Annotated in this window: 10 protein-coding genes; 3 read left to right on the top strand and 7 right to left on the bottom strand. The window is 71.4% G+C overall.

The window, feature by feature from the left end; translation table 11 throughout:
* Positions 1–142 precede the first annotated feature (142 nt).
* Genes ABTX78_RS34785 through ABTX78_RS34775 form a run of 3 tightly spaced genes read right to left on the bottom strand, consistent with a single transcriptional unit; the run spans position 143 to position 3,761 of the window.
* Positions 143–751: a TetR/AcrR family transcriptional regulator gene (locus tag ABTX78_RS34785; protein WP_352210770.1), complete on the bottom strand. Its 609-nt coding sequence runs from the start codon at positions 749–751 to the stop codon at positions 143–145.
* A 30-nt stretch (positions 752–781) separates the two neighbouring features.
* Positions 782–2,869 (bottom strand): YhgE/Pip family protein, encoded by a 2,088-nt coding sequence (locus ABTX78_RS34780; protein WP_352210769.1) that lies wholly within the window; start codon positions 2,867–2,869, stop codon positions 782–784.
* Positions 2,841–3,761: an ATP-binding cassette domain-containing protein gene (locus tag ABTX78_RS34775; RefSeq protein WP_352210768.1), complete on the bottom strand. Its 921-nt coding sequence runs from the start codon at positions 3,759–3,761 to the stop codon at positions 2,841–2,843. Before ABTX78_RS34775 ends, ABTX78_RS34780 begins: the two co-directional genes overlap by 29 nt.
* Before the next feature lie 157 nt (positions 3,762–3,918).
* Between ABTX78_RS34775 and ABTX78_RS34770 the strand changes: the two genes are divergently transcribed.
* From ABTX78_RS34770 to ABTX78_RS34760, 3 genes are all read left to right on the top strand, one after another.
* Positions 3,919–4,458: an SAV_6107 family HEPN domain-containing protein gene (locus ABTX78_RS34770; protein WP_352210767.1), complete on the top strand. Its 540-nt coding sequence runs from the start codon at positions 3,919–3,921 to the stop codon at positions 4,456–4,458.
* 227 nt (positions 4,459–4,685) lie between these two features.
* Positions 4,686–5,468: a class I SAM-dependent methyltransferase gene (locus ABTX78_RS34765; RefSeq protein ID WP_352210766.1), complete on the top strand. Its 783-nt coding sequence runs from the start codon at positions 4,686–4,688 to the stop codon at positions 5,466–5,468.
* Between the two features lie 249 nt (positions 5,469–5,717).
* Entirely contained in the window at positions 5,718–6,116 is a 399-nt protein-coding gene (locus ABTX78_RS34760; RefSeq protein WP_352210765.1) for an SCO2097 family morphological protein, read from the top strand.
* 484 nt (positions 6,117–6,600) lie between these two features.
* Here the strand turns inward: ABTX78_RS34760 and ABTX78_RS34755 are convergent, their stop codons facing one another.
* The 4 genes from ABTX78_RS34755 to ABTX78_RS34740 all read right to left on the bottom strand — a co-directional run bounded on the left by ABTX78_RS34755 (position 6,601) and on the right by ABTX78_RS34740 (position 12,156).
* On the bottom strand, positions 6,601–9,021 hold the full coding sequence (locus ABTX78_RS34755) for a transglutaminase TgpA family protein (RefSeq protein ID WP_352210764.1): 2,421 nt from the start codon (positions 9,019–9,021) through the stop codon (positions 6,601–6,603).
* Positions 9,018–10,367 (bottom strand): DUF58 domain-containing protein, encoded by a 1,350-nt coding sequence (locus ABTX78_RS34750; protein ID WP_352210763.1) that lies wholly within the window; start codon positions 10,365–10,367, stop codon positions 9,018–9,020. Before ABTX78_RS34750 ends, ABTX78_RS34755 begins: the two co-directional genes overlap by 4 nt.
* Entirely contained in the window at positions 10,367–11,413 is a 1,047-nt protein-coding gene (locus ABTX78_RS34745; RefSeq protein ID WP_352210762.1) for an AAA family ATPase, read from the bottom strand. Before ABTX78_RS34745 ends, ABTX78_RS34750 begins: the two co-directional genes overlap by 1 nt.
* Positions 11,414–11,613: 200 nt before the next feature.
* On the bottom strand, positions 11,614–12,156 hold the full coding sequence (locus tag ABTX78_RS34740; protein WP_352210761.1) for a beta-class carbonic anhydrase: 543 nt from the start codon (positions 12,154–12,156) through the stop codon (positions 11,614–11,616).
* Positions 12,157–12,413 lie beyond the last annotated feature (257 nt).

Here is a 12,413-nt window from a genome sequence, read left to right as displayed (position 1 = left end):
GATGCCGACGGAGTTCTACCAGGACGGCGCCACCGACTACCGGCGGGCACTGGCCGAGAACCCCCCGGCAGGCGTCACGCCGACCCGTCGCCGTCCGGGCACACGGTGCTCCCGGCGAGCTCCGCAGGGGCTCGGGGAGGTCTCAGCGGCCGCTCACCCGGCCGTGCAGCAGGCGCGAGAGCGCCGCGTGCACATCGTCGATCGACCGCTCCCGCTGGAAGGCCTGCCAGTCCAGCGCGGCGACCAGCACCATCCCGACCAGCGCCGCCGCGGTGAGCGAGATGTCGATCTCCTCGCTCAGTTCGCCGTTCTCGACGGCCTCCCGCAGCACGGTCTCGACCACCGCCACCGCCTGCTGCCGGACCACGAGGAGCGTCGACTGCCAGGCACGGTTGGTGCGCCACAGCTCGGCCACGTACAGCTGCGTGAAGGCCGGGTAGCGGTCGATGAAGCCCAGGCCCGCCCGGATCATGGCGTCCAGCGCCTCGACCTTGGTGCCGTCGCGTTCCGCCGTCTCGTCGGCCGCGGACTGGAGCGACGCCGTGAGGAGGCCGACGCCGTACCGCAACAGCTCCTCGAAGAGCTCGGTCTTGCTCTTGAAGTTGTAATAGACCGTGCCCTTGGCCACGCCGGCGCGCTCGGCGATCTCGTCCACCGTGGTGGCCGAGAACCCCTGTTCGGCGATGAGCGTCACCGCGGCTTCGTAGAGCTTCGCCCGGGTCGCCCGGCGTCTGGTGCTGCTGCTGTCCATGACATCGATTCTCACAGGTCCGCCGCCCCCTCAGAGGCTCAGCTCGGGGTGCAGGCGGTCGAGCGTCCAGACCTGCCTGCGGCGTGCGGAGATCGCGGTGAGCGCGAGCGCGCCCGCCGTGAAGGCGAGCATGACGGCGCTCGCCTCCCACACCGGGCCCAGTCCGCCGCCCGTGATGAGCCGGCGCAGCGCGTCGACGACGTAACTCATCGGAAGGAACGGGTGGATCGCGTTGAAGAACGCCGGGCTGGTCTGGACGGGGTAGGTGCCGCCCGCCGAGGTCAGCTGGAGCATCAGCAGCGCCAGGACGAGGATCCGGCCGGCCGCCCCGAACCGGGCGTTCAGCCACTGGATGATCGCGGCGAAGCAGAGAATGACGAGCGCCAGGAAGCCGACCGTGCCCGCCGCGTGGACCATCTGCAGACCGACCGTCCAGTGCAGCACCGACATCAGCGCCACGACCTGGACCAGGCCGAGGGCCACCACCGGCAGCCAGCCCGCCACCGCGATCCGCCAGGCGGAGGCGCCGGCGGCCAGCGCCCGCCGGTTCAGCGGCGAGATGATCATGTACGCCACCATCGAGCCCACCCACAGGGAGAGCGGGATGAAGTACGGGGCGAATCCGGTGCCGTAGTTGGGAGCCTCGTGCAGGGACTGGCTCGCCAGCTTCACGGGGTCGGCCATCACCTCGGTACGCCGGTCCCGGTCCTTCTTGTCGTAGTCCGGGATCTTCTCGACGCCGTCGTTCAGTCCGCCCGCGAGCTCGTCCGAACCGTCGGCCAGCTTGAACAGACCGCCGTCCAGCGTTCCGGCGCCCTTCTTGAGCCTGCCCACGCCCGTGTCCAGCTCGGTGGAGCCCGACCGGGCGGTGGTCAGACCCGAGTGCAGCCTGTCCGCGCCCTGAGCGACCTTCCTGGCGCCGGAGTTGAGTTCGTTGACCTTCTTGACCGCCGACTCCAGGTCCTCGTCGAGCCGCGGTGAGCGCCGGACGATCTCGTCGGCCTTCTTCTGGAGATCGGCGAGCCGGCTGTCGAGCTTCTCGAGGTCGCCCTGGTGGTTCTTCACCACGGCGTCGACATCGTCGGCGACCTTCGCCACGTCCTTCGCCGTGTCCCTGGCACGCTCCAGAGCCGAGCAGGCACCGGCGTCCGGCAGGACGGCGTCCTCACAGCGGGAGCGGTGGAGCGCTTCCAGCTCGTCGGCGGACTTGTGCGCGCGTGCGGCCGCGGCCGGCGCGCTCTTCACCAGATGGTCGAGAGTGTGTCGGACGGTCCGGGAGGAGTCGGAGACCAGCCGTGCCGCGTCCCCGATCGACTTGCCGTCGTCCCGGACGTACGGGCGGATGCCGGCGGCCACCGCGTTGACCTTGTCGGCGAGCAACTGGGTGCCGCCCGCGACCTTGCGGGAGCCGGTCTCGAGCTCGTTCGCGCCCTTGGAGAGCTTCGACAGGCCGCCGACGAGCTTGCCGCTGCCGTCCTTCGCGTCCTCGAGGCCGTCGGCGAGCTCCTTGGAGCCCTTCTTTGCCTTGCCGATGCCGCCCTTGAGCTGGTCGGCACCCTTGGCCGCCTTCTCCGTCGCGTCGTGGATGCTCGAGAAGGAGATGAAGATGCGGTCCAGGAACGAGCGGGACGCGTCGGTCGACGCGGCCGTGCGCACCTCGGCGAAGACCGTCCGCGAGATCTGGCCGACGATGTAGTTGTTGGCGTCGTTCGTACGCACCTGCAGGGCGCCGGTCTCGGGGGAGTTGCCCGAACTCGACGCGATGCGCTCACTGAAGTCCTGGGGCATGGTCAGCGAGAGGTAGTACGCACCGTCCTCGACGCCCTTGCGGGCCTCGGCCGCGCTCACCTCGTGCCACTCGAAGACGTCGCTCTCGCGCAGCCCCTTGGTGATCTCGTCGCCGGCCGAGATCTTCCTGCCCTCGGCCCGAGCACCCTTGTCGTCGTTGACGAGCGCGACGGGGATCCGGTCCAGTCGGCCGTACGGGTCCCAGAAGGACCACAGGTACAGGGCGCCGTACAGCAACGGCAGCAGCACCACGGCGACCAGGGCGGCACGCGGCAGTTTCCCCCTGCCGAACCGCTTGAGCTCAAGCGCGGCCAGTTTCGGCGAGCGCATCGGCCGTCCCCTCCTCAGTGGTGTTCTCGACGGTGGTTTCGGCGTCGGCGTGGTCGGTCTCGGTGCCGGTGCCCGTGCCGGTGCCCGTGCCGGTGCCCGTGCCGGTGCCCGTGCCGGTGCCCGTGCCGGTGCCCGTGCCGGTGCCCGTGCCGGTGTCGTTGTCGCCCGGGCCCTCGTCCTCCGGACGGTCCGTGACCGCGCCGGTGCTGACGACGACGGTCGCGCCCTCGGGCGCGTCGCTGCACACGGCCAGCACGGTCGTGCCCGACTCCGCGACCGAGCGCAGCAGCCGCCACGCCTCGGCCCGGTCCGCGTCCGCGAGCTTCAGATCGGCGTCGTCGACGGCGAGCAGCCGCGGCCGGCCGATCAGCGCCAGGGCCACGGACAGCCGCAGCGCCTCCAGCCGCTCCAGATCGCGTACGGAGGTGCGTTTCCGCTTGGGGAGCGTGGCCGGGTCCAGCCCGGCGGCCTCCAGCGCCTCGTCGACACGGCGCCGTGCCTCCGTCACCCGCTCGGCGCGCGGCCTCAGCAGTGCGCGCAGCGAGGCGTCGAAACGCCGCTGCAGCAGGGCGCGTTCGCGCAGGTGCTCACCGACGGTCAGTGCCGGGTCGAGCTCGCTGACCCCCTGTACGGGGCCGAGCGCGCTGATCCTGCGGACCGCGGCCATCTTCCGGGGCAGGGGGAGTCCGGCGACCTCGGCGCTGCCCTCGGTGGGGCGCATACGGCCGGTGAGCGCGAGCAGAAGACTCGTACGGCCCGAACCGGACGGGCCCACGACGGCGATGAGCGATCCGGGCTCCGCCTCGACGGTGACCGACCGGAAGGCCCAGCCACGCGGACCCTCCAGCCCGAAGTCCTCGGCAGTGACGGCTGCCCCCTGCGGGCTGTCCACGTGCCCTCCCCTGCTTTTGAACTGACCAGTCAGTGCAAAAACTACTACCGAACCTACGATCGAAGCAAAGGGGCAGGTCAGGGCCGATTGTCAGTGGGGGCCTCCACCATGGACACATACGGCCACAGTGCCGTCACACGACGACAGGAGGTTCGTCATGGCCAGCTCCTACGCAGCAGCCGCACACCGGCGCCGCGCCACCGGCCCTGCCCCCTCACTGACCGGACCGGCGAGCGACGTGCACCCCGTCCTGCGGCGGGCCACCGCGCCCCCCGCCGCCCTCGACCTCCTCGCCCAGGCCCGTACCGGACTGGACGAGGCAGCCACCCTGGAAACGTCCAACGAACGCTACGCCACGGCCCACCTGGCGGCCCTGCGCACCGCCGCCGCGGTGCTCGCCGCGCGGGGCCGCCCGGAGACGAGCGAGCGACGACGCCGGCGGATCCGGAGCGCTTGGGAAGTGCTCCCCGAGATAGCGCCGGAACTGACGGAGTGGAGCATCCTGTTCGCCTCCGGCGCCACCCGCAGGGCACGGGCCGAGGCGGGCATACAGGGCGCGGCGAGCACCCGGGACGCCGACGATCTGCTGCGTGACGCCGCCATGTTTCTGCGCCTGGTGGAACGCATGCTGGTGCTCCAGCCCGCCCTGCCGCAGCCCCGCACGGAACCGCCGGGAAGGGGTGACGCCGCGGGGTGAGACGGCCACGGAGCAGCCACCGGGAGGGCCGGCGCCGCGGGGTGAGACGGCCACCGAGCAGCGACCCGAAGAGGCCGGCGCCGCGGGGTGAGACGCAGCGCTGGGACGTCCGTCCGAGGCAATAGGGTGGGAGATGTCGTGCGTTCATCGACGTCGGTCATCGCTCACCGCCCGCCCCGCCCGCGCCTCCGCAGCCCGGGGCGGCACCGCCCGAGGAGTCAACTGCCGTGCCGGACCCGTCCCCCGGTGGGAAGACCCCACCGCGTCAGCCCCGCTCCGCCCTGCGCACCTCGGTCGTCTGGGAGGTCCTCAAGGACGCCCTGGACCGCCGGGTCAAGGTGACCGGGACGGACAGCCTGGACGTCCTGGACACCGGCGGCGGCAGCGGTTCCTTCGCGGTGCCCGTCGCCCGTCTCGGCCACCGCGTCACCGTGGTCGACCCCAGCCCGAACGCCCTCTTCGCACTGGAGCGCAGGGCCGCGGAGGCCGGCGTCGCCGACCGGATCAAGGGTGTCCAGGGCGACGTACACGGCCTCTTCGACGTCGTCGAGCGCGACGGCTACGACGCGGTCCTCTGCCACGGCGTCCTGGAGTACGTGGACGATCCGGCCGAAGGCGTGCGCAACGCGGTCGCCGCCCTGCGGAACGACGGCACCATCAGTCTGCTGGCCGCCGGTCTCGGCGGTGCGGTCCTCGCCCGGGCTCTCGCGGGGCACTTCACCGAGGCCCGGCACGCGCTGACGGACCCCGCGGGCCGCTGGGGCGAGGGGGACCCGATGCCCCGCCGCTTCACCGCGGAGCAGCTCACCACGCTGGCCGCCGACGCCGGTGTGGACGTGGGCGCGGTGCACGGCGTGCGCGTCTTCGCGGACCTTGTTCCCGGCGTTCTGGTGGACACCGAGCCGCGCGCTCTGGAGGCCCTGCTCAAGCTGGAGGCGGCCGCGGCCGAGCTGCCCGCCTTCCACTCGGTCGCCACCCAGCTGCACGTACTGGGCGAGAAGCGCGGCTGATCAGCGGCGCAGCCGCACATGGAGTACGCCACAGACCCCCCGATCGTGGGCTCCGCCCCGTATGATCGGGGGACACCATCCGGCATGACGGATCGGCGGTTGGGGAATCTACGCCTCAGCAGCCAAGCCGCCATGGCGGCCCGGGCGGTGAACAGGCATAGAGGGCGGGTTTCACGGGGGCGATTCCCTGCCTATCCTGAAAGGGCCGCATACCGGTCGCCCCCCGCGGCCGACGACTAGGAGGACTCCGTGCCGCTCTCGGAGCACGAGCAGCGAATGCTCGAGCAGATGGAGCGAGCGCTGTACGCCGAAGATCCCAAGTTCGCTACAGCGCTTGAGGGAAGCGGGCTGCGTACGTACACCCGGCGACGGGTCTACCAAGCGGTCGCCGGCTTCCTGGTGGGTATCGCGCTCCTCATGGCCGGAATGGTCGCGCAGCAGATCTGGATCAGCGTGGTGGGTTTTCTCGTCATGCTCGGCTGTGCGGTCCTGGCGGTCACCGGATGGCGCAAGGCGCCGAAACCGGGTGAGCAACAGACCCTGGGAGACGCGCCCGCAACCGCGCGTCGCCAGCCCCGTCAGCGCAAGTCGATGATGGACCGGATCGAGCAGCGGTGGCAGCGCCGCCGCGATGAGCAGGGCCACTGAACCACACGGACCTCGCGGAGGACCGCACCAACAGGTGAACTGTTCGCGTGAGGGGCCGTGATGGGTTGGTGAGGCCCGGGCCTGTCCTGTGGAACAGGCCCCTGCCCGTGCGCCGGATCGGCGTGCCCCGGATGCGGGTGCCTGACCTTCGCACGCCTCGGGTCCCAGTTGCGCGAGTCCCGACGTTCCCGAGTCCGACCCCCGCCGAGCCCGACTACCCCCGGATCCCCGTTTCGCGAGTCCCGGATCCGTTTCCCGGATCCACGGGGCCCAGGATCACCCCGCACTGAACCCCGCACTGAACCCCCCTGTGCCGGAGGAATCGGAGCCGGTGTCTCCCGGCCGATCCCCCCCGCAGAGGCCCGCAGAGCCGGATCCCCAGTACCCAGCCTCCTGAATATGTCCCCGGCGCATTCGCCGACCCGGAGAACGGGTGAGGGGCCGACGCCCGAAGCGTCGGCCCCTCACCCGTTCTCGCTGTTTCTCAGCCCCGCTGCCGGGACGGACGGCGCAGGAACCCCGCCCACCGCTCCGGGGCCCAGCGGCTGCCGCGCCAGACGTCCGTGAGCGACGCCCAGCGGCTCGAGAGGTCCCAGACCACCCTTACGGTCGAGCGGGGCAGCAGCAGCGCACGCAGCCGGGTCCCACGGCTCGCGCCGGACCGCAGGCCCTCCCGGAGCCGGGTCACGTCGTCGCTCAGACCCGTGCCCGGCTTGGGCACCGGCGCATAGAGCACCTGCTCGACAGCGCCGGCGATCCGGTGCACCCCGTCCGCCGCCTCGCCCTCCAGAGCCCCGAGCCGCACGATGCGGGCCGCGGTCTTGCGTGCTGTCTGCGACTCGTCCGGAAGGATGCCGAAGTCCCAGGCCGTGTCGGTGACCTCCAGCCAGGCCGCGAGGGTCCGCGCCCCGGCGTCGGCCGGGGTGCGACCGCCGGAGCCCAGCCGTCGTGCGGTGACTCTCAGCCGCCACAGCATCGGCAGCAGCGGCACCCCCACTCCGAGCAGCACGGCCAGGCCCACCAGCAGGGTGGTCCCCAACGGGAAGCCCGAGTCGCCGGGCGGGGTCAGATCCTGCGGCGTCGCCGCACCGCACTCGCCGAGCTGCCGGGCCTGAGCCGGGCAGCGCTCGGAGGCGGACGGGGCGGCGCTGGGCGTCGTGGTGGCGGTCGCCTCGGGCTGCGCCGGGCTGCTCGCCCCGCCGGACGGCAGCTCCGAACGGGTGTACTCGGGTGCGGTGCCCCGGCTCGGAGTCGGCTCGAACCGCGTCCATCCCACGCCCTCGAAGAACAGCTCCGGCCAGGCGTGCGCCTCCTTCAGGCCCACCGACATGCTGCCGTCGGCCAGCGGGCTGCCCGGCGTGAAGCCGACCGCGACCCGCGCCGGAATGCCGAGCGTCCGCGCCATGGCCGCCATGGAGAACGCGAAGTGGACGCAGAATCCCTGCTTCTGCTGGAGGAAGCGGGAAATGGCGGAGACGCCCGTACCGGACTGGACATCGGTGTCATAGGTGAAGCCGCCGTCGACGGCGAACCAGTCCTGGAGCTTCACCGCCCGCTCGTAGTCGTTCGCGGCGCCTTCGGTGACCTTCCTCGCGGTGTCCTCGACCACGTCGGGCAGGACGTCGGGCACCTTGGTGTATTCGCGCACCAGCGAGGCCGGAGCCGGCGCGGCGTTCGCGAGCTGCTCGGCCGTCGGCTTCACCATCAGGCTGCTGACGAAGTACTTGGCGCCCCGGGTCGACTGGCCGCTGTCGCCGACCACGGTCCGGCCGACGGGCTCGAAGCGCCAGCGGCCTTCGATGTCCACGTCGGTCGCCGGGTAGGGGAGCGGCAGCCAGTTCTGCCGGTAGGAACCGGCGGCCGTGATGTTCGTCCTGATCTCGGTGGCGTTGACCGTCGGGCTGAGGCCGTCCGGCTGCGGAAGGCGGCCCGGGATGTCGGTGATGTCGCGCTGCGAGGTCTTCCACGCCGTGCCGTCGAACTGGTCCAGCGCCACGATCCGCAGATAGAGGTCCTGGGTGTCCGGCGCGTTGGTCTTGTAGCGCATGACCTCGCGGTTGTCGGGCTGCCGCAGGCTGTCCTGGAGCGAGACCAGCGGGTTCACCGCGTTGATCGTGCCGCCCCCGCCGCCACCCGTGCCGTTGCCCGTGGAGGCCAGCAGGCCGCCGTCCAGGGCCGGCAGAGCCGCCGGAACCACGAGCGCCACGCCCAGCGCGAGAGCGCCGATCCGCCGCCCGGTGCGCACGGGGGCGAGCGGATTGCCGCCCGCCGAGTCGAAGCCCTGCGCGCTGCGCCCCTGTGCGGGCACGGCTCCGCCGAAGACCCGCCCCCACTGCGAGAGCCGGTCCCGGCCCTCGGCCAGCAGGAGGACCAGATAGCCGCAGGCGGCCAGCAGGAACCAGAGCCAGCTCGCGCCGCCGCCCGCCAGCCCGGCCGCGACCGAGTAGAGCGCGAGGAGCGGCAGACCGGCCGGTGCGGCGCTGCGGAAGGTCACCGCGAGGGCGTCCACCGCCAGGCCGATCACCATGACCCCGCCGATCACCATCAGACGGATGCCGTCGGTCGCGGGCGCGGGGATCGCGTACCGCCCGACGTCCTCGCCGCCCGCGGAGAGCAGGGTGCCGAAGTGCTGGAACGCCTCCGGACCCGGCAGTACGCCGAGGAGCGCGTGCTCCCGGGCGAAGACCACCGTGAGCAGCAGAAGTCCCACGAGCGCCTGCACGAGGACCGTGAGCGGTCTGGCCAGCGGAACCCGCCGGGTCAGTGCGCCCGCGCCGCTCTGGACGGCCAGCAGGAACGCCGCCTGCACCATCCAGCCGGCTGTTTCGATCAGTGGCAGGATCGCGCCCGATGCCATCACCGTGGCGGCGAACGCGCACAGCGCCAGCCGTCCGCGACCGCTCATGTCCAACCCCCAGAATTGCCGTTCGTGCTGCTGGACTCGGTGCGCTGGCGGCCCGCCTGCTGCCACAGATCGGCGAGCGGGACCCCCGGCGCCACGGCGAGAGCGGTCCAGCCGGACTCCCGCAGCAGCCGCAGACGGTCGTCGACCGCGCCGGCCACGGCACCGTTCGTCACCCAGGTCCCGCTGTCGAGGACGAAGGCGACGGCCGCGCCGCTGCGATGGCGCATCCGCGCGGCGAGCGTCGCCTGCTCCTCGTCGAGGTCGCCGAAGAACGCGACCAGGAGCCCTTCGTTCCCGCCGCGCAGCACGTCGTACGCCCGGGAGAGCCCGCCACCCTCGGAGTGGTCGACCACCGCGAGGGTGTCCATCATCAGACCCGCGGAGTCCGCGGACTCCTGAGTCGAGCCCGCGAACCCGTCCGCGCCCTCGCCCGGCACCGAGCTGCCGGTGTCGGTCAACAGCCGCACCGCGAAGCCCCGTTCGAGCATGTGGACCAGCGCGGACGCGGCGCCCGAGACGGCCCATTCGAAGGCCGAATCGGGACCGGCCCCCTGATAGGCGGCTTGCCGGGTGTCGAGCAGCACGGTGCAGCGCGACCGCTGGGGCTGCTCCTCACGGCGGACCATCAGTTCGCCGTAGCGCGCGGTGGAACGCCAGTGCACCCGGCGAAGGTCGTCGCCGTGCCGGTAGGCGCGCGGGATGATGTCGTCGTCTCCGGCCAGCGCCAGGGAGCGCTGGCGCCCGTCGCCGTACCCCGAGGCCTCGCCCGCCAGTCGCACCGGCGGCAGCGACTCGGTGCGCGGGATCACCGTGAGGGTGTCGAACGCGCTGAAGGAACGGGTCAGTTCGCACATGCCGAACGGATCGCTCAGCCGCAGCTGGAGCGGCCCGAGCGGATACCGCCCGCGCAGGTCCGACCGCACCCGGTAGGACACCTCGCGGCGTCCGCCCGCCTCCACGCGGTCGAGCACGAACCGGGGCCGCGGCCCGAGGACATAGGGCACATGGTCCTGGAGCATCAGCAGCCCGGTGGGCAGCCGCGAGACGTTGTCCATCCGCAGATGCACCCGGGCCTCGGAACCGGAGGGCACCCGCGACGGCGAGAGCCGTCTGCTGCCCGCGACCCGGTAGCGCGTGCGGTAGAGCACGGCCACACAGACCAGGGGCAGCACGGAGAGCAGCAGGCCGACCCGCAGCAGATCGCTCTGCCCGAGGACGTACGCGCAGATCGCCGCGGCGATGCCGGCCGCGAGGAACGAGCGGCCGCGTGTGGTCAGCCCGCCGAGGGCCGCACGCACTCCGCCCGAGGCGTTGCCCTCGGTGGCACCTGGGGCCTCGGCCGACATCACAGCCGCCGGGCGCCGGGCTGCTGGCCGTAGAGCGGCGGCTGGACCGGACGGCCCGCGAGGTAGGACGTCTCCGTGCCCTCGGCCGTGGGCACGGGGGTGCGCTGAAGGATCTCCAGCACGACCTGCTCCGCGGTGCGCCGGTTCAACTGCGCCTGGGCGGTGGGCAGCAGACGGTGCGCGAGGACCTGCACCACGAGCGACTGGACGTCGTCGGGCAGTGCGTACTCCCGGCCGTTGAGCGCGGCCGTGGCCTTGGCGGCACGCAGCAGATGCAGGGTGGCACGCGGCGATGCGCCGAGTCTGAGGTCCGGGTGGTTACGGGTGGCCGCGACCAGCTCCACCGCGTACCGCCGGACGGAATCGGCGACATGCACGGTGCGCACGGCGTCGATCAGCTTCACGATGTCGTGGGCGTGCGCCACCGGCTGAAGGTCGTCCAGCGGGGAGACGCCGCCGTGCACGTCGAGCATCTGCAGCTCGGCCTCCGCGCTCGGATAGCCGATGGAGACCCGCGCCATGAAACGGTCGCGCTGTGCCTCCGGCAGCGGGTAGGTGCCCTCCATCTCGACCGGGTTCTGCGTGGCCACCACCATGAACGGGCTGGGCAGTTCATAGGTGTTGCCGTCGATGGTGACCTGGCGCTCCTCCATCGACTCCAGCAGCGCCGACTGCGTCTTCGGCGACGCACGGTTGATCTCGTCGCCGATCACGATCTGGGCGAAGATCGCGCCCGGTTTGAACTCGAAGTCGCGCTGCTGCTGGTCGAAGATCGACACACCGGTGATGTCCGACGGCAGCAGGTCCGGCGTGAACTGGATACGCCGCACGGAACAGTCGATGGATCGCGCCAGCGCCTTGGCCAGCATCGTCTTGCCCACGCCCGGGACATCTTCGATGAGCAGATGTCCTTCGGCGAGCAGCACGGTCAGCGAAAGCCGTACGACCTCTGGCTTGCCCTCGATCACACCCTCGACCGACCTGCGGACACGATCCGCGGTGGTGGTCAGATCTGTGAGGCTCGCTCGATCGTCATAGGTCGTCACCCGGCCCTCCTCGGCCCGTTCTACGGGCCGGTGCGTATGGAACGGCCCGGCCCACCAAAAACACGAACACCGGTCTCCGGAAGTTCCGGAAGGGTGTCTCGGACGCATTCTTGTTGGGGTTACCGCTTCGTGTCACTCGCCTGTGGACAACTGGGAGGGATTTGCCGGATCTGCTCTGTTATCTCCGGGTGTTCGTCCCGTCACACCGCGGGGTCGATCTCCCGCAACAGCCCCTGCTTCACGTCGAAGACGAAGCCGCGGACGTCGTCCGTGTGCACTAGGAAGGGGGAGGTCCGTACCCGCTGCATCGACTGGCGCACGTCCTGGTCGACGTCGCGGAACGCCTCCACCGCCCACGGCGGACGCTGGCCCACCTCGTCCTCCAGCTCGTGCCGGAAGTCCTCGGTGAGCGACTCGAGGCCGCAGCCCGTGTGGTGGATGAGTATGACGCTCCGGGTGCCGAGGGCGCGCTGGCTGATGGTGAGCGAGCGGATGACGTCGTCCGTCACCACGCCGCCGGCGTTCCGGATCGTGTGGCAGTCGCCCAGTTCCAGTCCGAGGGCGTCGTGCAGGTCGAGCCGCGCGTCCATGCACGCGACGACGGCCACACGGAGCACGGGACGGGCGTCCATGCCCGGGTCCTGGAAACGGGCTGCGTATCGCTGGTTCGCTTCGACGAGACGATCGGTGACCGTCCCACCCGTACGCGCAGCGTCGGCGGAGTGGTGCGCAGAAGTCGTCATGACAATGACGGTAATGGGCACAGGCCTTCGAAGCCTGCTGTGAGAGGGGACAAAGAACATCAACAAGGCTTGTTGTGACCTAACCCACAGGGGGACCCGGCAGCGCCCGTTCGGGTGAAGTGCGGTCATTCGCGACGGGTGGGCCACCCCTGCGCGACGCGCCAGGCGGTTGATTGACCGAAGAGGCCGGTGGACTAAAGTGACGCGCAGTTCACCGACACATCCTGCACGTTCACACCCTGCACGTTTCCAAGAGT

It is taken from the genome of Streptomyces sp. NPDC096193 (assembly GCF_040302905.1).
Classification (GTDB): Bacteria; Actinomycetota; Actinomycetes; order Streptomycetales; family Streptomycetaceae; genus Streptomyces.
Note: the sequence above shows the minus strand (reverse complement) of the source record. Positions and strands in the feature narration are given on the sequence as shown.